This is a genomic window from Bradyrhizobium sp. HKCCYLRH2047 (assembly GCF_051168175.1).
In the GTDB taxonomy this organism is placed as follows: domain Bacteria; phylum Pseudomonadota; class Alphaproteobacteria; order Rhizobiales; family Xanthobacteraceae; genus Bradyrhizobium.
In genome coordinates this window covers 388878-409777 of record NZ_JBNPUM010000003.1, presented here as the reverse complement: position 1 = coordinate 409777, position 20900 = coordinate 388878, and the positions used below count along the sequence as shown (strand labels likewise).

At 66.6% G+C, this 20900-nt stretch carries 18 protein-coding genes; 5 read left to right on the top strand and 13 right to left on the bottom strand.

The features are described from left to right. Positions 1-2 precede the first annotated feature (2 nt). Entirely contained in the window at positions 3-1268 is a 1266-nt protein-coding gene (locus ACQR1D_RS09145; RefSeq protein ID WP_434837836.1) for an HlyD family secretion protein, read from the bottom strand. 314 nt (positions 1269-1582) lie between these two features. On the opposite strand from ACQR1D_RS09145, the gene ACQR1D_RS09140 reads away from it, so the two are divergent. After that, positions 1583-4924 (top strand): CHAT domain-containing protein, encoded by a 3342-nt coding sequence (locus ACQR1D_RS09140; protein ID WP_434893830.1) that lies wholly within the window; start codon positions 1583-1585, stop codon positions 4922-4924. A gap of 8 nt (positions 4925-4932) precedes the next feature. Here the strand turns inward: ACQR1D_RS09140 and ACQR1D_RS09135 are convergent, their stop codons facing one another. From ACQR1D_RS09135 to ACQR1D_RS09095, 9 genes are read right to left on the bottom strand one after another with little or no spacing between them, the layout of a single operon-like run. After that, a complete protein-coding gene (locus tag ACQR1D_RS09135) occupies positions 4933-5625 on the bottom strand; it encodes a YoaK family protein (protein WP_316182950.1) in 693 nt (230 codons plus the stop codon). A gap of 19 nt (positions 5626-5644) precedes the next feature. Further along, positions 5645-7054: an alginate export family protein gene (locus tag ACQR1D_RS09130; protein ID WP_434893831.1), complete on the bottom strand. Its 1410-nt coding sequence runs from the start codon at positions 7052-7054 to the stop codon at positions 5645-5647. Positions 7055-7066: 12 nt separating this feature from the next. Further along, entirely contained in the window at positions 7067-7957 is an 891-nt protein-coding gene (locus ACQR1D_RS09125; protein WP_316182948.1) for a glyoxalase, read from the bottom strand. 27 nt (positions 7958-7984) lie between these two features. After that, complete coding sequence (locus ACQR1D_RS09120; protein WP_315805331.1) at positions 7985-8410, bottom strand: DoxX family protein; 426 nt, start codon at positions 8408-8410, stop codon at positions 7985-7987. Next, a complete protein-coding gene (locus ACQR1D_RS09115) occupies positions 8410-10287 on the bottom strand; it encodes an amidohydrolase (RefSeq protein WP_434893832.1) in 1878 nt (625 codons plus the stop codon). The genes ACQR1D_RS09120 and ACQR1D_RS09115 overlap by 1 nt, the downstream gene beginning before the upstream one ends. Next, positions 10284-10571, bottom strand: a complete 288-nt coding sequence (locus tag ACQR1D_RS09110) for a XapX domain-containing protein (protein ID WP_315805329.1) — start codon at positions 10569-10571, stop codon at positions 10284-10286. Before ACQR1D_RS09110 ends, ACQR1D_RS09115 begins: the two co-directional genes overlap by 4 nt. 14 nt (positions 10572-10585) lie before the next feature. Then, a complete protein-coding gene (locus ACQR1D_RS09105; protein ID WP_315712755.1) occupies positions 10586-11230 on the bottom strand; it encodes a hydrolase in 645 nt (214 codons plus the stop codon). A 27-nt stretch (positions 11231-11257) separates the two neighbouring features. Beyond that, entirely contained in the window at positions 11258-11770 is a 513-nt protein-coding gene (locus tag ACQR1D_RS09100; protein WP_434893833.1) for a hypothetical protein, read from the bottom strand. A gap of 15 nt (positions 11771-11785) precedes the next feature. Beyond that, positions 11786-12610, bottom strand: a complete 825-nt coding sequence (locus ACQR1D_RS09095) for an alpha/beta fold hydrolase (RefSeq protein ID WP_315805327.1) — start codon at positions 12608-12610, stop codon at positions 11786-11788. 139 nt (positions 12611-12749) lie between these two features. Between ACQR1D_RS09095 and ACQR1D_RS09090 the strand changes: the two genes are divergently transcribed. Next, entirely contained in the window at positions 12750-13799 is a 1050-nt protein-coding gene (locus tag ACQR1D_RS09090; RefSeq protein WP_434893834.1) for an AraC family transcriptional regulator, read from the top strand. 33 nt (positions 13800-13832) lie between these two features. Here the strand turns inward: ACQR1D_RS09090 and ACQR1D_RS09085 are convergent, their stop codons facing one another. Next, positions 13833-14288 carry a nuclear transport factor 2 family protein gene (locus ACQR1D_RS09085; RefSeq protein ID WP_410053194.1) on the bottom strand — a complete coding sequence of 152 codons (456 nt, stop codon included), beginning with the start codon at positions 14286-14288 and terminating at the stop codon, positions 13833-13835. Between the two features lie 114 nt (positions 14289-14402). Further along, positions 14403-15203, bottom strand: coding sequence for a bifunctional hydroxymethylpyrimidine kinase/phosphomethylpyrimidine kinase (gene thiD, locus ACQR1D_RS09080; protein ID WP_434893835.1), 801 nt, complete (start codon positions 15201-15203; stop codon positions 14403-14405). Between the two features lie 121 nt (positions 15204-15324). On the opposite strand from thiD, the gene ACQR1D_RS09075 reads away from it, so the two are divergent. Then, complete coding sequence (locus ACQR1D_RS09075; protein WP_315805323.1) at positions 15325-15570, top strand: Lrp/AsnC ligand binding domain-containing protein; 246 nt, start codon at positions 15325-15327, stop codon at positions 15568-15570. Positions 15571-15941: 371 nt separating this feature from the next. Next, the gene (locus tag ACQR1D_RS09070) at positions 15942-17006 is read left to right on the top strand and encodes a helix-turn-helix domain-containing protein (protein ID WP_316182993.1); all 1065 of its coding nucleotides are present in this window, start codon (positions 15942-15944) and stop codon (positions 17004-17006) included. Here ACQR1D_RS09070 and ACQR1D_RS09065 read toward each other — a convergent pair. Continuing rightward, positions 16960-19482 carry a bifunctional diguanylate cyclase/phosphodiesterase gene (locus ACQR1D_RS09065; RefSeq protein WP_434893836.1) on the bottom strand — a complete coding sequence of 841 codons (2523 nt, stop codon included), beginning with the start codon at positions 19480-19482 and terminating at the stop codon, positions 16960-16962. The genes ACQR1D_RS09070 and ACQR1D_RS09065 overlap by 47 nt on opposite strands. 238 nt (positions 19483-19720) lie before the next feature. Here ACQR1D_RS09065 and ACQR1D_RS09060 point away from each other — a divergent pair, with 238 nt between their 5' ends. Next, on the top strand, positions 19721-20881 hold the full coding sequence (locus ACQR1D_RS09060) for an ABC transporter substrate-binding protein (protein WP_315805321.1): 1161 nt from the start codon (positions 19721-19723) through the stop codon (positions 20879-20881). Positions 20882-20900 lie beyond the last annotated feature (19 nt).

The window sequence follows — 20900 nt, the reverse complement described above, 5'->3', positions numbered from 1 at the left end:
TCTTACAGCACGGCTTTCAGCCGCTCATAGAGCGACGGCCTGGGATCGACACGCACGGTCGGCACCACCGACATGCCGGGACCGAGCGCGACGTCCGTCGGCGGATCATCCATGTCGATCTTGACCGGCACGCGCTGCACGATCTTGACGTAGTTGCCGGTCGCATTCTGCGGCGGCAGCAGCGAGAAGGCCGGGCCCGAGCCGGACTGCACGCTGGCGACATGGCCGCGGATCTCGCGCTCCGGATAGGCGTCGATCTCCAGGGTCACGGGCTGACCTGGACGCATCTCGTCGAGCTGGGTTTCCTTGAAATTGGCGGTCACCCAGACGTCATCCGGCACGAACATCGAAAGCGCCGTGCCTTGTGCCGCGAACTGGCCGTCGGCGGCGCTGAGATTGACGACGCGGCCGGGCTGCGCCGCGGTCACGGTCGTGTAGGACAGATTGAGCTGCGCCTGGTCGCGCTGCGCCTGCGCCTGCGCGAGATTGGCGTCGGCGCTCTCGCGCTGCGCCTTCAAGGACTCCAGTTGCCGCTGCGCCACCTGCAGATTGGCCTGCGCCGAGGTCAGCGCCGCCTTCTGCTGCTGGAGCTGCGATGTGTATTGCTGCTCGCTCTGCACCGTGCCCGAGCCGGTGCGGGCGAGGTCCTGATAGCGCTTGGCCTGCTGCTCGGCGAAGGTCAGCCCGGCCTGGGCCTGCTCGACCTGGGCCTGGCCCGCGGTGATCTGCGCCTGCTGCACCTCGATCTGCGCATCGATGTTGCGGATCGCCGCCTGCGCCGACTTCACCTGCGCATCGGCCTGGGCCAGCGCGGTCTTGTAGTCGCGATCGTCGATGCGCGCGATCACGTCGCCGGCCTTGACGTGCTGGTTGTCGGTGACGGGGACGGCGGTGATGTAGCCGGAGACTTTCGGCGCAATGGAGAACTGGCGGGCCGCGATGAAGGCATCGTCGGTGGTCTCATAGTGACCGGCCGCATCGTAGTAGACGTAGCCGCCGGCGCCGACGGCGAGCAGCAGCACGAGACCCAGCGCTGCCCCAAGCGGATGCCGCCGGATCAGGCTCCTCCGGGCCCCCTCCTGGCGCTGCCCGTGCTCCGTCGGCGACGGACCGGGCTCCGCAGCCGGCGCCTTGGCCTCGATCTGCTGCGGAGTGTCGCCAGAGGCATCCCCGCGCCATTGCCGCACGGCACGATCGCGCGCGGAGACCACCGGATCGTCGTTGGCCGCAGATGGAACCTCAGCCGATGACAGAGCTTGCTGTGTCATCACGTCTCCTTGAAAAGAACGGAACCGTTTCGTTTCTACAGTTGGGCGCGATGCATGTGGGACGCAATGGCGCACAGCGATGAGGCCGGCTAAACTTTTCGTCATTGGAGATCGCCGACGCGCGTTCCCCTGCGCCTCCACCGCGAACCGCCGTGAGCAAGGTCAACTGCGTGACGCAGCCGCGGTTGCAGTCTCACGTCATCGCGTTGACTCGATCAACGCGGCTAAATACAACACACGCATAATAAGAAATTGTTAGGGTCGGCAACCGACTACCGCGGAAGATGCCGACGTGATCCTATTGCGAGGCACGCATGCCCGTCCGTCAGGTGCCAGGCTCAGACCTGCAATATGTGCTCATCGCCTTCGATGCGACGGGGCAGGAGCGGCGAGAGGCCGACGGTTCGCTCGCGAGCGAGATGGTGGTGAACCGCCTCCATGCGCTGGGCGCGGCGGTCAGCGATATCATCCTGCTGAGCCATGGCTGGATGGGCGACGTCCCTGGGGCGATCGAGCAGTATGACCGCTGGCTCGCCGCCATGGCGGGGCTCGATGCGGATCGGCTCGCCGCCGCGCAGCAGCATCCCGGCTTTGCCCCCGTCATCATCGGACTGCACTGGCCGAGCCTGCCGTTCGGCGACGAGACGCTGCCGTCGGGCGGCGGCGGGTTACTGTCCGCCGACACGCCGGCGGCATCGCTCGAGGCGGAAGTGGAGCGCTATGCGGCGCGCATCGCCGACACGCCGGCGGCGCGCGCCGACATTCGCTCGATCCTCGAGCAGGCGCGCATTGCGCCGGCGGCGACGTTGCCGGATTCGATGCGCGATGCCTATCTCAGGCTGTTCGCCGCGGCCGGGCTTGCGATGGGCGATGCGAGCGGGCGCCCCGGCGCCGAGCAGGACCGGTTCGATCCGACCGTGATCGTGAACGAGGCGCGGAGCGCGCCGGCCGATGCGACCGCAGGCACGCTCGGCCTCGGCGATGATCTGCGCGAGGCGCTGCTGGCGCCGCTCCGCATCCTGTCGTTCTGGAAGATGAAGGATCGCGCGCGCCAGTTCGGCGAGGCCGGCGCCCATGATGTCCTCGTCAAGCTGCAGCAGGCGGCGCCGGCGGCCCGGGTGCACCTGATGGGCCACAGCTTCGGCTGCATCGTCGTGTCGGCGGCCGTCGCCGGCACACCCGACGGCCGCGCGCTGCCGCGTCCGGTCGAGACGATGTTCCTGGTCCAGGGTGCACTGTCGCTGTGGTGCTATGCCGAGAGCATTCCGCAGGCCGCCCCGGCGCAGGGCTATTTCCGGCGCACGCTGCTGAAGGGGCTCGTGCGCGGCGCCTTCGTGACCACCCGCTCGAGCTACGACCGGGCGAACGGATGGTTCTACCCGCTTGGAGCGCGGCTGAAGCAGCAATATCTGCTCGATACCGACTATCCGCTGTACGGCGCCATCGGCAGCTTCGGCGTCCGCGGCACCCAGCCTGTGGCGACCGTCGACATGCCGATCCAGGATGTCGGCTTCAGCTACGGTTTCGGCAGCGGCCGGGTCTACAACATCGAGGCGAGCCGGATCATCCGGAACGGCGGCGGCGCGGCCGGCGCCCACAGCGACATCGCCCACCCCGAAGTGGCTCACGCCTTCTGGGCCGCGATCCTGGCCGCGCCCGCGGCCGTCAGGCCGCAACCCGGCAGCATCGGCGGCGGGCTGCTCAGCGACGACATCCGCCACTTCGATCAACAGCGATACGATCAGCAACTCTGGCGGCAGCGAACGTTCGAGCGGACTTCGGAGCAGGTGCAACAGGTTCAGCGGCAGGAACAGCAGCAGCAGGTCGAGCCGGGCCAGCGGCAGCAACGCGAGCAGCAGCAGCGGGAGCAGAGTCAGCATCAGCAGCAGCAACGGCAGCAGGAAGAGCAGCAGCAGGTTCAGTTGCCATATCCGCAATGGGCGCCGCCGCCGACCGTTCCGCAACCGCCCCCGCTCGACAACCGCAAAGCCTATCCGCCCGGCGAGCAGCGCTGGATCAATGCCGGCTTCGAGGATCTCGATGCGCCGTTGAAGCCGGGCCAGTGGTACACGTTCGCCTTCGACGTCGACATCCAGCAGAGCGGCGTCTCGTCGGTGCCGCTTGCCGACGAGCAGCTGTTCCCGGAAGGAACCTCCGACGTCACTTTGACCATCCAGCTCGACAGCGACGATTTCGAGCTGTCGGACAAGAGCCGCCCGCTGCGCCTGCCGCGCACCGGCAAGTCGCGCAACAAGGCACGGTTCGATCTGTCGCCGAAGAAATTCGGCCCGTCGGCTCTGCGGGCGACGGTCCACAAGGACGGCAATTTCGTCCAGCAGATGGACCTTGTCATCGATGTCGGCGCGGCGCCCTCTCCCCGCGTCGAGGGCGCGCATGGCCGGCCCTACTCCTCCGCCAGCGTGCTCAATCCGCGCGACGTCGGCCTGTCGATCATGCCGATCGCGGGCGGCTACGACTGTCTTGTCTGGAAGCCCGTCACGGCGCGCGCCCGGCTGCCGTTGCTGCCGGACTACCTGGCCAAATCGATCGAGATCGTGCGCCAGGAGCTCATGAAGGTCGTGACCCATCAGAACGCGGCCGGCAGCTTCGTCTTCCAGAGCGGGATCGACATTGCCGATGCCGACCGCGACGCCGCGCTCAAGATCATGGCGCGGGCGGGATCGGCGCTGTTCCAGAAGCTGTTCTTCGGGCCCGCCGCGGCGCAGGATTCCAAGGACATCGGCGAATTCCTGCGCAAGCTCACCAGCGACCGCTCCAGGCGGCTGAAGCTGCAGATCGTGGCGGAGGCGACCACGGTGCCGTGGGGCCTGCTCTATGTCGGCGATGCCTCGGCCGGCGCGCAGCTCGACTGGGACAATTTCATCGGCATGCGCCACGTGATCGAGCAGATCCCGATGCAGAACACGCCGCGCATCTCCGACTGCCTGATCCCGAGCGACAAGCCCGAGCTCAGCATCAGCCTGAACGTCAACGACAACATCGACCGGCAGATGGGCGCCGACCTCGTCGCCCAGCAGCAGCGGTTCTGGCTCGCGGAAAAGGCGGCACGCCGCAACGTCCACATCGTGTCGCGCACGACCAGCAAGGAGCTGGTCAAGGCGCTGGCCGACGAGACCACCAACGACCAGATCCTCTACCTCTATTGTCACGCCCGGGCGACCGGCCTCGACGACCCCGGCGGTCCCGACAGCTCCAGCCTGGTGCTGACCGATGCCGGCATCACGCTGGGCGAGCTCAGCCTGGACGCCCCGACCAGCAAGCTGCTTCCCGGCAACCCCCTCGTCTTCATCAACGCCTGCGAGTCGGCCGAATTGTCGCCGGCGTTCTACGACGGCTTCGTGCCGTATTTCATGGCCAAGGGCGCGCGCGGCGTGGTTGGAACGGAATGCAAGACCCCGGCGATCTTCGCCACGGCCTGGGCGAAGCGCTTCTTCGAAAGCTTTCTCGACGGCGTGCCGCTGGGAGAGACGTTCCTCAGCTTGCGCCGGGAATTTCTCCGCGAGCACGGCAACCCGCTCGGGCTGCTCTACGCGGTGCACTGCGACGGCGACACCCAGGTTGCGCCGTCGCTGCCGCGGCTGCCGCCGACGGCGCCTGCGCCGAACGTCCAGCCGGCACTCGGCACCGGCACCTGACGGCGTCCTCAGCGCGCCGGCTCGGGCCCGGCGAGGCGCACGCCGAGCGCCAGCGCGGCGATGACCGGCGGCACGACGAAGCACCAGCCTCCCAGGCGCATGAACAGCAGCGCCGCGGCGCCGCAGCCGAGCGCAAAGGCGAGCACGTTGATCGCCATCTGCATCAGCCGCGCCGGCGGCGGCGCTTGCCCCTTGTCGCCCACATAGATCCTGTCGGCGAGGTCGATCATCACCTGCGTGGTCGTGCCGGTCATCAGGGTCGACGGCGGCGAGCTCGGCAGATGGATCCGGTGCACGGCGTTCTGGATCGCCATCGCCGCGACCAGCACCATGCCGGTGATGATCGCCTCGCGGCTGTCGCCGTCATGGAACGGGCCGAAATGGATGGCGAGCACGGCGCCAAGGACGAGCAGCACCAGCTTGACGCCGATCAGGACCTCGAACGCGCGCGACCACCGCCGCGACAGCAACGTGCCGGCCAGCCGCGTCGCGATCACGACCAAGCAGAATACCGGGAGCGCCAGCAGCTTGGCGGTCGCGCCCGAGGTGCCCAGCGCCAGCGCCGCACCGAACGTCACGAAGTTGCCGGTGACGTGCGCGGTGAACAGGCCCTGCAGCGCCAGGAAGCCGGCAGTGTCGACATAGCCGGCATTGACGCTGAGCAGCAGCGGCACCACGTTGCGGGACTCGAATTGCGACATGTGGTCCTGCTTTCGTTGTTCAGAGCGCGTATTTCAGCTCGATGCCGATGTAGTTGCTGTCGTGGCCGCCGGCGCGGCGCAGCGTGTCGCCGATCTCATAGTGCACGGCTTCCAACGCGCCCGTGAGGTTGGCGTTGAAGCGATAGTCGGCGCGCAGCTGCGCATAGGCGCCGGACCACGAGCTGCCCTGCCCCGCGGTGCCGGCGACCGCGACATTGGGCTGGACGTAGATCGCGTCCGCATTGGTCGCGCGCCATTGCAGGCCGATCGCGGCCATGAATGAGAGATCTGTCATGGGCTTCACCGTCAGCGACGGTTTGAGGTGAATCAGGTTGGTGTAGCCGGTGAAGCCGGCCAGCGTGAAGTAGTAGCCGTTCGGGAACAGCGGATTGAAGGTCTCGATCTTGCCGTCACCGGGATGGCGGTCTCCGGAGGCGCCGTCGAGCTGAAGGCCGATGCGCGGCTGCCAGGCGACGTCGGCGAAGGTGTAGCCGGCGCGCGCGCCGGCGCCCCAGGCGCGGATCTGCGTCGCCCCGACCGAACCCGCCTGCCCCATCGCCTCGAGATCCCAGTCGAAGCCGGCGAGCTTGCCGGCGAAGCGGATGTCCAGCACGTGGCGCTGCTCGAGGCCTGCGGCATCGAGGAAGCGCGCATCGTCACGCTGATAGTAGGAATAATACGACGACAGCTCGTTGGTGCCGAACACCTGGCGCTCGACGCGGAAGGTGTGGAAGAGGAACGATCCGTTCGACGTGTCGTCGAACGGGCGCACCAGCTTGTATTGCACCGGCTGGCTGACGAAGCCGATGAAGCGCCACGGGCCGCTCTCCCAGTCGGCCCACAGCGCGTCGAAGGACTGGCGCACGTTCGGCCCGTCGCGCGAAGAGACGAAGCGCTGCAGGTCGAAGTCGAAATCCTGCCGCCCGACCCGTGCCTTGAACGTGCCCTGCTCCGTCGCATCGACATAAGCGAGGAAGGCGAGCCGGAGATCGAGCGGGTTCTGGTCGACCGACGTGATGTTGGCCTTGCCGAAGGCGCGGTCGTCCTCGAGCTGGACGAACAGCTGCCAGTGCTCGTTGAGATGCGCGTCAGCATGGATCTGCAGCCGCTGCAACACGTGCTGGTCCGGCTTCGCCCCGCCGATGCCGAAGCTCGCGGCATCGAGGCTCTCGAAGCGCTCACGCAGGGTCATGCCGAACGAGACATAGCTCTGCGGCACACCGGCCTGCAGCGGAATGTACTTGATCGGATCGAACGGCTCCGTGCGCAGCGCCGGATTGGCGAGGACGGACCAGTCCTCCTGCCAGCGATTGGTGCGAATGGCGGGACGGGCGTCCTCGGCGGCGGCCAGGCCGCACGACACCGCGACCATCGCAAGCGCCGCGGCCGTCCTCGTCAGTGCCCCAGCCATCCGCACGCGCCTCTCCATCCGCCGATGGCGCTACTTTACCAGCGCATGGATTTCCGCGACATAGCCGCCGGGAAACTGCACCAGCGCCTGCTCGCGCTTGTCCGCCGTGAACGGCTCGACCAGCACGGTCGCGCCCGAAGCCTTGGCCTTGTCGAGCGTGGCCTTGAGGTCGGCGACCTCATAGCCGGTCATCTCGCGGCCGAACGGATATGGCAGATGGCCATCGGTGACGAGCACGGTCATGCGGCCGAACACCGACTCGATGCGGATGCGCCGGTAGCGGTCGTTGGGCCGGCCGATCTCGACGCCCGGCGCCTTGGCCTCGTCGGAGATCACCTTGCCCTTTGAGAACCGCAGGAAGGCGCGGGTAAACGCCTCGGCGCGATCGGCCGAGACATAGACGCGGTTCTCCGGAACCTTCTCGAACGCGGCGTAGGACGGCTTGGTCGTGTGCCAGTAGAGCTGCATGTTGACGCCGCCCGGCCACTGGATCACGGCATCGCGGCCGATCGGATCGGGAAACGGCGAGACGACGACGTCGGCGCCGGCGGCCCTGGCGGCCTTGATGGCGGCGTCCATGTCGGTGACGAGATAGCCGGTGCGCTCTGCGCCGAACGGATACGGGATCGGAGTCTTGAAGCCGAACAGCGACACCGTGCCGACCGGCGTCTGCAGCAGCTGCGAGGTCGTGCTGCTCGGCGTCGGCGTCACCGTCGCGACGACCTGCTTGGTGCTCTGGCCGCCGAAGGTGGCGAGGAAGCTCGTGACGAACTTCTCGACGTCGTCGGGCGCGACATAGACATGCGTCGTGTCGTATTGCGCGCCGACGCCCACGAGCCGCGCGGTGTCCTTGGCGAATGCGGGAGCGCCGAACAAGGCGGTGGCAACGAGTACGCCGAGCAGATGACGGGAGCGGATCATGACAACCTCAGACAAATGGAGACCGGATCAGGCGCGGCGCGCGCGCCAGGACATGATGGAGACGAGCACGAGACCGGCGATCAGGCCGAGATGCTCGAAGAAGGAATTGAGCGCCATGAAGCGGTCATGGCCCTCCATGTGCCAGAAGTCGTTGGCGGTGAGCATGGCGACGAAGGTGAGCACGCCGAGCGCACCGGCGCCGAGCCAGGCGAAGCGGTTGACCACGACGAGCAGCGAGCCGATCAGCTCGACGGCGATTGCAGCGACCGCCCACAGCGCCGCCGGCTGCAGGCCGAAATGGGCCTGCTCGGCGACGGCACCGGGAAAATCCATCAGCTTCTGGACGCCGCCGATCACATAGGCCGAGACGAGCGCGAGCCGCGCCGCGGGCCAGAGCCACGGCCAGGCGAGCACCGCTGCGACCGGCCGCGGCGTGTCCGGGATCACGGCCATCACACCGCCCAGCAGGCGCAGCCGAGCGCGCCCCAGAAGCTCTTGAGGTCGGCGATCGGCAACTGGCTCGACCAGGACCGTGCATGGTCGTGGCCGTGGACGCCGCAGGCATTGGCGCAGCCGCACATCTGCATCGCCTGGGCACGCACCGCGCCGGTCTCATCCTTCGCGAGCCACGCGCCGTAACCGCCGAAGCGGCGCACCGGCGACCAGTCCGGCATCGCCGGCGGCGGCGCGGAGTCGTCCAGCATCTTGAAATCTGACGCCGCATAGACGACGCGGCCGCCGACCATGGTGAGATCGCTGGTGATGTCGGCGATCTCGGCCTCGGGACACGAGAAGAAGTCGCGGTCCGGCACAATCAGATCGGCGAACTGGCCGACCTCGATGCGGCCCTTGCGGCCCTCTTCATTGGAGAACCAGGTGACGTTCTCGGTCCACATCCGCAAAGCGGTCTCGCGATCGAGGCAGTTGCGCTGGGGATACAGCCGCAGGCCGCCGACGGTGCGGCCGGTGACCAGCCAGGACAGCGAGACCCAGGGATTGTAGGAGGCGACGCGGGTCGCATCGGTGCCGGCGGAGACCTTGACGCCCTTGTCGAGGATCTTCTTCACCGGCGGCGTCGCCTCGGCCGCGCCAAAGCCGTAGCGCTCGACGAAGTACTCGCCCTGATAGGCCATGCGGTGCTGCACGGCGATGCCGCCGCCGAGCGCGGCGATGCGGTCGATCGACTGGTCCGAGATCGTTTCGGCATGATCGAAGAACCAGTTGAGACCCTCGAGCGGCGTATCCTGGTTGACCTTCTCGAACACGTCGAGCGCGCGCGAGATGGTCTCGTCATAGGTGGCGTGCAGCCGCCACGGCCATTTGTTCTGGACGAGGATGCGCACCACCTCTTCGAGCTCGCCTTCCATCTCGGCCGCCATGTCCGGCCGCGGTACGCGAAAATCCTCGAAATCGGCGGCCGAGAACACCAGCATCTCGCCGGCGCCGTTGTGGCGGAAATAGCCGTTGCCCTGCTTGTAGGTCGAGCTTTGCGTCCAGCGCAGGAAATCGTCCTTCTCGCCCTTTGGCTTCTGCGTGAACAGATTGTAGGCGAGCCGGATCGTGAGCTGGCCGTCATCGGCCAGCTTCTGGATCACGGCATAGTCGTCCGGATAGTTCTGGAAGCCGCCGCCCGCGTCGATCGCGCCGGTGACGCCGAGGCGGTTCAATTCGCGCATGAAGTGCCGGGTGGAATTGAGCTGATAGTCAAACGGCAGTTTCGGTCCCTTGGCGAGCGTCGCATAGAGTATGGCGGCGTTCGGCTTGGCGAGCAGCAGACCGGTCGGATTGCCCTCGGCATCACGCGCGATCTCGCCGCCGGGCGGTTGCGGCGTGTCCTTGTCGTAGCCGACGGCGCGCAGCGCGGCGCCGTTGAGAATGGCGCGGTCGTAGAGATGCAGCAGGAAGACCGGCGTTTCAGGCGCCACGGCATTCAATTCGTCGATCGTCGGTAGCCGCTTCTCGGCGAACTGATGCTCGGTGAAGCCGCCGACGACGCGCACCCATTGCGGCGGCGGCGTGATGGCGACCTGGGCCTTGAGCATCGCCATCGCGTCCGCGAGCGAGCGCACACCGTCCCAGCGCAGCTCCATGTTGAAGTTGAGCCCGCCGCGGATGATGTGCAGGTGATTGTCGATCAGGCCAGGCAGCACGCGACGGCCCTTGAGATCGATGACCTTCGTCCGGGGGCCGGCGAGCTTCATCACGTCCTGCTCGTGGCCGACCGCGGTGAACACGCCGTCCTTGATCGCGACCGCGCTCGCCGCGGGATTGGAGCGATCGAGCGTCGTGAACAGGCCGCGATGCAGGATGAGGTCGGGATGATCGGTCATGAGGTCTTCTCGTCCCGCGCCGGAGCGATGGTTGTGTCTGCCCGTCCGTGATGGCCGGGCAGCAGGCCGAAGATGTGCGTGGCGCAGGCCGCCTTCTGCCACGCGGCAGCAAGCGTGGTGCCGTTCAGGAGCTGCCTGCCCACGGGGATCACCTGCTCTCCGACGAGAATGCCGAGCAGGCCGACCAGCGCCACCAATGGCGGCGCCGGCGAGCGGACCTGAAGCAGGCTGTAGATCACGCCGACCAAAAGCCCTGCCCCGAGCGAGAACAGATAGATCTTCATCGTTCGTCCCAGGGCTACTTTGCGCCGCCTTCCGAGGCGTGCTCGCCGAGCGCCCATTTCGAGAAGCGGATCTGGATGCCGTAGGGCGAATGCGCCTTCAGGATCTCCATCATGCCGTCATAGGTCTCGGCACGTGCCCAGTCCTGCTGCAGCTCGAAGGCGAACTGGCACGAGGTGATCGGCACCGCGCCGGCCTGCACCGCGCGATCCATCGCCCGGTTGTGCGCTTCGAGCGACAGGTCGCCGCAGGCATCGGCCGGGATGTAGATCTCATAGCCTTCGCGCAGCATGTCGAGCGTCGGGAACAGCACACAGGCCTCGGTCCAGAGTCCCGCGATGATGAACTTCTTGCGACCGGTGGCGGCGACCTGCTTGCGGAAGCCGGCATCGAGCCAGGAGTTCATCGCCGTGCGGTCGACGATGTCGTGCTCCGGAAACAGCTCGGTCACTTCCGGCATGAAGGGACCGGAGAACGAGTCCTTGGCGACCGTGGTGAGCACCGTCGGAATCTTGAACAGCTTGGCCGCCTTGGCGACGATCTGGATGTTGTTGAACACGCCGAGGCGATCATGCGACTGCACGCCCTGATACATCGCGGGCTGATAGTCGATCAGCGCCACGGCGCAGTTCTGCGGGGTCAACATTTCGAGCTTGGACACGAGGTTCTCCTTGAAAGACCGAACGGATCAGGTGAGCGAAGCTCGCGGCGTCAGCGCGGTGGGTGCGAAACGCCGCCACGAGAAGACACCGAAAGCAATGAACAGAGCGAGCGTGACGAGCTGAGCTGCCGCGAACGGCGGCTCGCTCTGCGTCGGCGCCAGCGCATTGAGCACGCCGATCTTCTGGAACGACTGCACGATCGCGACGAAGACGTTGAGATAGAGCGAGAGCAGCGCGGTGACGACATAGACCCGTCGCCACCATCCCGACAGCCCGAACGCATAGAGAGCGGCGCTGGCCGCAATCAGCAGCGCGAGCAGGATGATGCCGATGATGCGCGGCGGGTCGAGACCGAACGGCGGCAGCGGAAAGCCGGTCACGCCGGTGAGGAAGGTCGTCACCAGGAACAGCGCCGCCCAGGCCGCCAGATGGCGGCCCGCCAGCATGCCGGCGAGCATCACGAGCCCGGTCGCGATTCCAATCAGGCTCAGCACCACGTGGATCTGAAGAAACAGTGCCGTCGGAATTCCCCAGGTCATGCAAGCCTCCCCTGATCAGCTCTTGATGAAGGACAGCAGATCGGCGTTGATGGTCTCGGCTTCCGTGGTCGGCATGCCGTGCGGAAAGCCCTTGTAGGTCTTCAGCACGCCGTTCTTCAGCAGCCTGGCCGACAGCGGCGCGGAATCCGCGTAGGGCACGATCTGGTCGTCCTCGCTGTGCATGACCAGCACCGGCAAGGTGATCGTCTTGAGATCCTCGGTGAAGTCGGTCTGCGAGAAGGCGACGACGCCGTCGTAATGCGCCTTGGCGCTGCCCATCATGCCCTGGCGCCACCAGTTCTGGATCACGGCCTCGGACGGCTTGGCGCCAGGCTTGTTGTAGCCGTAGAACGGCCCAGCGGCGACGTCGCGATAGAATTCCGCGCGGCGCGTGGCGACCTGGGTCTGGAAGTCGTCGAACACGGATTTCGGCAGTCCGCCCGGATTCGCCGCGGTCTGCACCATCAGCGGCGGCACCGCGGCGATGATCGCAGCCTTGGCCGCGCGGCTCTCGCCATGGCGCGCGAGGTAGTGCACGACCTCACCGCCGCCGGTCGAATGGCCGACATGGATCGCGCTGTTGAGATCGAGATGTGCGGTCAGTGCCGCGAGATCGTCGGCATAGTGGTCCATGTCGTGACCGTCGGCGACCTGGGCCGAGCGGCCATGGCCGCGGCGATCGTGGGCAATGACGCGAAAGCCGTGATTGAGGAAGAACAGCATCTGCGCATCCCAATCATCGGCTGACAGGGGCCAGCCATGGCTGAACACGATCGGCTGGCCGGAGCCCCAATCCTTGTAGTAAATCTCTGTGCCGTCATTGGTTTTCAGAACGGGCATGATTTCTCCTGCGCGCCAGCCATGCGGTCGCACCACCGATTTTGGTATCGCGATCGCCAATATCAGGTGCTATGCAGTCTCATGTGCATCTGCACAATGACCCGAGGATACCAAAGCACTGGCTCCAGAAGGCCAAGGGATGGCTCAGCAGATTCGAACCACATCGTCGTCCTGGATGCGCGGCGTTGCGACGACGCTGAACGAGCAAGGTCTGGATGCCGCCGCGCTGTTCGCCGAGGTCGGTCTGTCGATCGACGATCTCGACGATTGCGACCGCCGCTGGCCGACCGAGGCATTGAGCCGGTTGTGGGTGCTGGCGGCCGAGCGTTCGGGCAATCCGGACATCGGGCTGGCAAAGCTCGATGCGCCGCGACCTGACAACTATGGCGTCGCCGGCTACGCCATGATGTCGAGCCCCACTCTTCTCGCCGGGCTGATGCGCCTGATCCGCTACATGTGCCTGGTGAGCGACGCGGTGACCATCACGCTCGAGCCGGGTCATGGCGGTCGCTGGATACGAACCGACGTGTTCGGCGGTGAATGCCCGATTCCGCGGCAGCGTTATGACTACGGCGTCGTCAATCTGCTCAATCTATGCCGGTGGATGCTGGATCGTCCGCTGACGCCGCTCGCGACGCGTTTCTCGCATGCGGTGCCGCTGTCGATCGCGTGCTACAACAGGGCGTTCCAATCCCCGCTCGAATTCGATGCGCCGTTCAACGGCTTCCTGGTGTCGGATCAGGATCTCGCCTGCAAGCTGACGACCTCGGCGCCCGAGCTTTCGGCAATCCACGATCGGATCGCCGACGAGGCGCTGGAGCGCCTGGTCAAGGCCGACACCGCGCATCGCGCCCGCACCGCGATCGCCAGGCTGCTGCCCGACGGCAGCCCGCTGCGCTCGGCCATCGCAGCCGAGCTCGGCTTGAGCGACCGCACCTTCCAGCGCCGGCTCGCCGATGAAGGCCTCTCCTTCAGCGACCTCGTCGACGATGTCAGGCGCGAGCTGGCCCAGCGCCATCTCGCCGACTTCCGCATGACGCTCACCGACATCGGCTATCTGCTGGGCTATGCCGACCAGAGCACCTTCTTCCGCGCGTCAAATCGCTGGTTCGGCGAATCGCCAGGCGAATACCGCTCGCGCGTGATGAGGGGCGTGCGTCGGGAAATCGCGCTCGCGCGCGGACCATGATCCGCCGGCGGGAGACGCCTTCAGACGCGTTCTTCAGAACATCCCATTGGGATTGGCCGACTGCTCGGGAATGGGCTGAACCGAATCCCAGTGCTCCTCGATCTTGCCGTCCTTGAGACGGAAGATGTCGACGATGGCGTTGCCGCGGGTGCCGGGCTCGCGGATGGCGTGAACGCGCAGCACGACGAAGTCGCCGTCGACATGCACCTGCGTGATCCTGCTGTGCGACTGTGGAAACTTGGCCTTCAGAAATTCGATGAACTTGCGAAATCCCTCAGGGCCATCCTCGGCATTCGGATTGTGCTGGATGTAGGTGCCGAGATATTTCGACGCCGCCTCGAAATCCTTGCGATTGAGACCCTGCTCATAGAAGTCGAGCACGATCGCCTTGTTGCGCTCCTCCTGGGCGGAATAGGCCCGCTGGGCCAGCACCGGTGTCGCCACCGTGGCGAACAGCACCGCAGCCACCGCCGCGAAACGCGTCATCATTCCGTCATCTCCTGCGGAGCGCAGACATGATGCAGCCGTTGTCCGCCCCAGCTATTTCGGCTGCCGCCAGCTAAGCTGAGTTGCCACGGGAAGTGACCTCAAAGATGTGTGACCTCAATAATAGCGGTGGAGATGATGCACCGGGCCGTGGCCGTGTCCGACCGTGAAGCGATCGGCCGCCGCGATCGCGCCGGAGATGAAGGCCTTGGCGTTGCGCACGGCCGCCTCGAGGCTCTCCCCCTTCGCCAGCCCTGCGGCCACGGCCGACGACAGCGAACAGCCCGTGCCGTGGGTGTTCTTCGTGTCGATGCGCGGCGACGGCAATGGGATGCTGGTCGCTGATGTGATCAGGTAATCGGTGCTGTCGGCGCCCTGCCCGTGACCGCCCTTGATCAGCACGGCCGGACAGCCCAGTGCGAGCAGCCGGAGGCCCTGCGCGGCGATCGCCTCGTCAGAGATCGCAATCGGCTCGTCGAGCAGCGCGGCCGCCTCGGGCAGGTTCGGCGTGATCAGCGTCGCCTGGGGGATCAGCCGGCGGCGCAGCGCGTCGACCGCATCCTCCGGCAACAGCCGCGCGCCCGAGGTCGCGACCATCACGGGATCGAGCACGACATGCCGCGGCCGCCAGCGCGCAAGGCTTGCCGCGATGGCGTCGGCGACCGGCGCCTGCGCCACCATGCCGATCTTGACCGCGCCGACGTCGAGGTCATCGAACACCGCATCAATCTGCGCCGTGACGAAATCGGGCGGCACCAGATGCACCCCGGTCACGCCCCTGGTGTTCTGGGCGGTCAGCGCCGTCAGCACCGAGGCGCCGTAGACGCCGAGCGCCGCGAAGGTCTTGAGGTCGGCCTGGATACCGGCTCCCCCGGAGGAATCCGAACCGGCGATGGTGAGTGCGACGGGGGTGCTCATGCCCCTTCCTAGCGCGGGCCGGCCGCGCCCGGCAAGCAGGCCCGGTCGCCGGAGAAAGCGTATCGACTTCGCCGGAAAACGCTATATTGAGGCGAAAGATGCCTTCCGGAGACAGCCCGCAATGGTTCCCTTCTTCGTCCAGATCAAGTGCAAGCTCGGCCAGTCCTACACGGTCGCCAATGCGCTGGCGGAAGCCGAGATCGCCTCCGAGATCTACTCGACGGCGGGAAATTACGACCTGCTGGTGAAGTTCTACGTCGACAATGACACCGACATCGGCCACTTCGTGAACGAGAAGGTCCAGGTCCTGCCCGGCATTCAGGACACCCACACCATCATTACGTTCAAGGCCTTCGGCGCCACCTAGCGACGCGCTCGTCCCGACCGGGCGCGGCCTGCCCGTCGGCCGCCTGCCCCACGACAAAGGCGCCCGTCGTGACCGACGGGCGCCGAGGTCCTGAAAATGGGTCAAGCATGGTTTCGTCATGAAAGACGGTGGCGGCCGGAGACCGTTGTCCGCCAATTCGCGCCAGTGGGCCGGAAAGCCGGACCTTTCGATCGTGAGGGGCAATGGGGGACCGTCGAACGGCCCGGCTTTCCCTTTCGGCAACTTGGCGACAGGCGTTCTATAGCGGGTGCGCGGAGCACCCGGTCAAGGCGAGCAACCGATCCGATACGGTCGATCAAGAGGTTGAGACGAAAACTCAAGAATGACTGCGGCGCCGTGTGAAGAGTGAGATCAAAGCCGTTTCGTCCCTGCTGCCGAGCTACGGCTTTTGCGCCGAGCAGATGGACACCGAGGCGAACATCGCGGCTTGGCGCGAGGCCACTTCGACGTTCTTCGAGGTCGACGAACTCGCGGCCGGCGAGGCCGCTCCGTTCAGGGCGGACGTGCTGTCCTACGCGCTGGGCTCCGTGCTGCTCGGATCGGCCCGGGCGAGCGGCCAGCGGTTCCGCCGATCGGCCGAGACCATTGCCCGCAGCGGCGTCGACCACATCATCCTGCAGCTCTACGTGAGCGGCAGCTATGAGGGGGTCGCGGCGGCCGCGCCGATCCGGGTCGAGGCCGGCGACCTCTGCGTGCTCGATCTCGCCCAGACACTCGAAACGCGCGCGACGCCGTTCGAGAACATTACCTTGGTCGTTCCCCGTCCGATGTTCGATGCGCGCCTGCTGCAGGTCGACGACCTGCACGGCCTGGTGCTGCCGCGCAGCGGCGCGCTGGCGCCGCTGCTGGCGCGGCATTTCGGCGCACTGCTCGACTGTGCGCCGCGCATGAGTTTCGACGAGTGCCAGGCCGCGGTCGAGGGCACGATCGCGCTGATCTCGGCCTGCCTGCGCGGCGAGCTCGAACGCCGCGATGCCGACCGCAGCGTGACGCCGGATGCTTCGCTGCTCCGCATCCGCCAATACATCGAGGCGCAGCTGTCGAGCCCCGAGCTCAGCGCCGACGCGGTGGCGCTGCATTTCGGGATGTCGCGCGCGTCGCTCTATCGCCTGTTCGCGCCGATCGGCGGCATCGCCGACTACATCCGCAGCCGCCGCCTGCATCGCGCGTTCTTCGATCTCGCCGGGACCGGGTCGCGGACACAGCGCATCAGCGAGGTGGCGCGGCGCTGGCAGCTCGGCACCGATGCCCATTTCACGCGGCTGTTCAAGACCGCCTACGGCATCACGCCGAGCGCCGCGCGCGAGGCCGCCATGCTGGGCCTGGCACGCCTGCCGGTCGACGCGGATGCCGAAGCCGCCTCGCCGCTCAGCCGTTGGATGCGAGGGATAGCAGCGCCCCGGACCGGGGAATGAGCGCGACGACGGCCGCCGAGCGCGGATCGTCGTCCTCGGATGCGTCGTCCTCGGATGCGTCTTCGGCCGGCTGCGGCTCGTCGGCCTCGGATGCAGCGCGGGCGATCTCCAGATGCTGCTCGAGCTGCTCAACCGGCATCGGCCGGCCCAGCAGATAACCTTGCGCGAAGTTGACGCCGAGCGAGCGCAGTTGCACCAGCTGCTCTTCGGTCTCGACGCCCTCGGCGGTGATCTGGATGCCGAGCCCCCGCGCCAGCGTCACGACCGATAAGATCACGGCGGCACTTTCGTCGCGCACGCTCAGATTGGCGACGAAGGACTTGTCGATCTTGATCTTGTTGAACGGGAACGCCGTCAACGAACGCAGCGACGAATAGCCGGTGCCGAAATCGTCGAGCGCCAGAGAGATGCCGAGGCCCTTCAGCCGATCGATGAAGCTCTCGTTCTCGGCCGCGCGCTCCAGCAGCACCGACTCCGTGATCTCGATCTCGAGACGCTTCGGATCGAGGCCCGACCGCGCGAGCGCCGACTGGATCACGTCGAACAGCTCGGCCTGCTTGAACTGGACCGGCGACAGATTGACGGCGATCTTGACGTCGTCGGGCCATGCGGTGGCGTCGTCGCAGGCGCGCCCGATGATCCATTCGCCGAGCGGCACGATCAGGCCGGTCGACTCCGCAAGCGGGATGAACTTGTCCGGCGGCACCAGCCCCTTGACCGGATGGCGCCAGCGCACCAGCGCCTCGACGCCGCACCGCTCGCGCGTCTCGGCGTCGTAGAACGGCTGATAGTGCACCTCGAACTGGCACTGCGCGATGGCGTCACGCAGATCACCCTCGAGCGTGTTGCGCGCCTCGAGCTCGGCCGACATCGCATCGTCATAGAGCGTATAGCAGCTGCGGCCGGCCGATTTCGAGCGGTAGAGCGCGAGGTCGGCCTTCTTGAGCAGGTGCTCCTGGTCGCGGCCGTGCTGGGGCGCGAGCGAGATGCCGATGCTGGTGCCGATCTCGACGCGCTGTCCGCCGAGCTGGTACGGCTCCGCGATCAGCCGGGTGATGCGCTGCGCGAGCTCGATCGCGGCGGCGCGCTGGTCGGAGGCGCCGGCCTGGATCAGGGCGAACTCGTCGCCGCCGAGCCGGGCCAGCACGTCCTCGTCGCGCAACTGCGATCTCAGCCGCTGTGCCACCTGCACCAGCAGCTCGTCGCCGGCGCCATGGCCGAGCGAATCGTTGACGTTCTTGAAGCGGTCGAGGTCGAGAAGGAAGACGGTGAAGCGGCCGCTCTTCTCGTCGTTGATGCGCTCCATTTCCTCGAGGAAGAAGGCGCGGTTCGCAAGGCCGGTCAGCGCGTCGGTCTGCGCCAGCTCGAGCACGCGGCGATTGGCGAGGGCGAGCTGCAGGGCGTTGCGGCTCGACAGCGCGAGATACACGGCAAGGAAGATCGTCGTCGCCATGCCGGCCGCATACAGCGCCAGCGCGCGATTGTGGCTCGCCATCAGGCTGCCACCGGCGGGCGCCGCCTGGAAGACCCAGTCGGCATCGCCGATGCGCAAGGTCGTCGACCAGATGCTGGGGTCCGCGGGCCAGCGCTGCGGGTCCACGCCGGAGGCATTGATCACGCGCTCGGGCGGCAGCAGGTTGATCGCGAGCGCCGGGCTGTTGGGATTGTTCGCGCGCACCGACTGCAACAGCGTCGGCAGGTCGAACACGCCGATGATGAAGCCAGAGAGATTGCGCCGGCGGTCGGCGACAGTCGTGCGCGACGTCCCCTTGGCATAGACGGGGATGCCGATCATCACGGCGTTATTGCGCTCGTTCTGATTGATCAGGTTCTGACGCGTGCGCAACGCGCCGATCACGTCGTAGTCGCGCGACTGCTCCAGCACGGCGCGATGGTCGGGAATGCTCCAATAGTCGAGACCGTAGACCGGCGAGGTCTTCGCCTCGGTGGAGAAGTAGACCGGATAGTATTCGTCGCTCTCCGGCGCGACGGTGCCGTCGGGATAGGACTTGATGCGAAACGCGGGAACGCCGTCGGTGATCGCCGCCGCCTCGTATTCGCCGCGCTCCTTGCGCTTGATCCGCGGCAGCCACGCTAGCCGCAGCATGCCGCGATGCGACTCGAACAGGCGCGCGCTGAAGGTCTGGTACTCGCTGCGCGTAATGTCGTCGTTGGCGGATTCGAAGCGGGTGCGCAGCGCGGTCAGCCGGCTGACATATTCGTTGACGCCGTTCTGGACCAGGATCGCCTGGGCTTCGGCCAAGCCTTCGAAATCGGTGCGCGCCAGCCGGTTCTCCCAGCGTCCCACGGCAACCGTCCCGACGACCGACAGCACGACGCCGACGCATGCCGCGATGATCGCAGGGCGATAAAGGCGGTATCGCGATAACGAAGCGCGCAGCCTCTCGCGCCCGCTACCGCTGCGAGCATCATCCTTTTCCTGCAGCGTCGGTGCGCTGTACTCTTCAACCTGCAATATGGCCCCCGCCAAACGGCTGCCCCTCACCACGATGCGGCCGATGCTGGCCGCGGTAAGTTAAGGACGGTCAAAGATGATCCGTTGTGGCGTACCAGAAACCGGGGCTTGGTTAACGGCTGACTGTTGAGGGCCGCCCAAAACGCGATCAAGCGCGGGCTACGTCTTTAGCGAGGTCTTCATTCAACACGCCTAGACTGAGTTGTCATCAAGTGTACCCCGTGCATCGAAGATCGCAATGAACTGGTTTTCAAGCCTTCGGATCTCCTTCATTCTCATCTTGATCGCCGGCGTGCTCCCGCTGGGGTCTGCGCGCGCCGACGAGCTCGGCGTCACCAACGACACCATCATGTTCGGCCAGGTGGCGGCGCTGGAAGGCCCGTCGGCCGCGCTGGGCCAAGCGGCGCGCCAGGGACTGCTGGCGGCCTTCAACGAGCTCAACGCCAAGGGCGGCGTCTACGGACGCAGGCTCAAGTTGTTGAGCCGGAACGACGGCTACGACCCCGATCGCTCGGTCGTCGAGACCATCAAGCTGATCTACGAGGACAAGGTGTTCGCGCTGATCGGCGCCGTCGGCACGCCGACCGCGATGGCCACTGCGCCGATCGCGGCCTCCAACGACGTCCCCTTCATCGGGCCGATCTCCGGCGCCGAATTCCTGCGGACGCCTGAATTCCAGAACATCGTCAACATCCGCGCGAGCTACGCGGCGGAGGCGGAAGCCTCGATCAAGTATCTCACCGAAGAGCTTCACCTGACCCGCATCGCGATCTTCTATCAGGATGACGCGTTCGGCCGCGACGTACTGGCCGGCGTGAAGACGCATCTCGATCGCCGCGGCCTCGAGCTCGCGGCCGAAGGCACGTTCGAGCGCAACACGCGCGCTGTCGGCGCGGCGCTCAAGGTCATTCGGCGCGCGGAGCCTGAAGCGGTGATCCTGGTCGGCACCTACGGCCCGTGCGCCGAGTTCATCAAGATGGCGCATCGCAGCGGCTTCAATCCGACCTTTACGGCGGTCTCCTTCGTCGGCGGCAACGCGCTCGCCAAGGAGCTCGGCCCGGAAGGCCGCGGCGTCGTCGTCTCCGAGGTGGTGCCGTTTCCGTGGGACACCGACCTCCGCATCGTCGCCGACTATCAGGCCGCGATGAAGACGCTCGATCCGAGCCAGACGCCGGACTTCATCGGCCTCGAGGGCTACATCACCGGCCGACTGGTGGCGCGCGCCCTGGCGATGACCGGGCCGAACCCGACCCGCGCCGAGCTGCTCCGCATCATCAACGAGGTCGGCCAGTTCGACATCGGCGGGCTGGTGGTCAGCTTCGGCAACGCGCGCAAGGAGAATCCACCGCCGGTGTCGCTGACGGTGATCCAGAGCGACGGCAGCTTCAAGCCGATCTGACCTGAGCGCGCGCGCCCGC

Coding starts and splice junctions, on each gene's coding strand:
- ACQR1D_RS09145 (WP_434837836.1), bottom strand. CDS start 1,268: ATGACACAGCAAGCTCTGTCATCGGCTGAGGTTCCATCTGCGGCCAAC.
- ACQR1D_RS09140 (WP_434893830.1), top strand. CDS start 1,583: ATGCCCGTCCGTCAGGTGCCAGGCTCAGACCTGCAATATGTGCTCATC.
- ACQR1D_RS09135 (WP_316182950.1), bottom strand. CDS start 5,625: ATGTCGCAATTCGAGTCCCGCAACGTGGTGCCGCTGCTGCTCAGCGTC.
- ACQR1D_RS09130 (WP_434893831.1), bottom strand. CDS start 7,054: ATGGAGAGGCGCGTGCGGATGGCTGGGGCACTGACGAGGACGGCCGCG.
- ACQR1D_RS09125 (WP_316182948.1), bottom strand. CDS start 7,957: ATGATCCGCTCCCGTCATCTGCTCGGCGTACTCGTTGCCACCGCCTTG.
- ACQR1D_RS09120 (WP_315805331.1), bottom strand. CDS start 8,410: ATGGCCGTGATCCCGGACACGCCGCGGCCGGTCGCAGCGGTGCTCGCC.
- ACQR1D_RS09115 (WP_434893832.1), bottom strand. CDS start 10,287: ATGACCGATCATCCCGACCTCATCCTGCATCGCGGCCTGTTCACGACG.
- ACQR1D_RS09110 (WP_315805329.1), bottom strand. CDS start 10,571: ATGAAGATCTATCTGTTCTCGCTCGGGGCAGGGCTTTTGGTCGGCGTG.
- ACQR1D_RS09100 (WP_434893833.1), bottom strand. CDS start 11,770: ATGACCTGGGGAATTCCGACGGCACTGTTTCTTCAGATCCACGTGGTG.
- ACQR1D_RS09095 (WP_315805327.1), bottom strand. CDS start 12,610: ATGCCCGTTCTGAAAACCAATGACGGCACAGAGATTTACTACAAGGAT.
- ACQR1D_RS09090 (WP_434893834.1), top strand. CDS start 12,750: ATGGCTCAGCAGATTCGAACCACATCGTCGTCCTGGATGCGCGGCGTT.
- ACQR1D_RS09085 (WP_410053194.1), bottom strand. CDS start 14,288: ATGATGACGCGTTTCGCGGCGGTGGCTGCGGTGCTGTTCGCCACGGTG.
- thiD (WP_434893835.1), bottom strand. CDS start 15,203: ATGAGCACCCCCGTCGCACTCACCATCGCCGGTTCGGATTCCTCCGGG.
- ACQR1D_RS09075 (WP_315805323.1), top strand. CDS start 15,325: ATGGTTCCCTTCTTCGTCCAGATCAAGTGCAAGCTCGGCCAGTCCTAC.
- ACQR1D_RS09060 (WP_315805321.1), top strand. CDS start 19,721: ATGAACTGGTTTTCAAGCCTTCGGATCTCCTTCATTCTCATCTTGATC.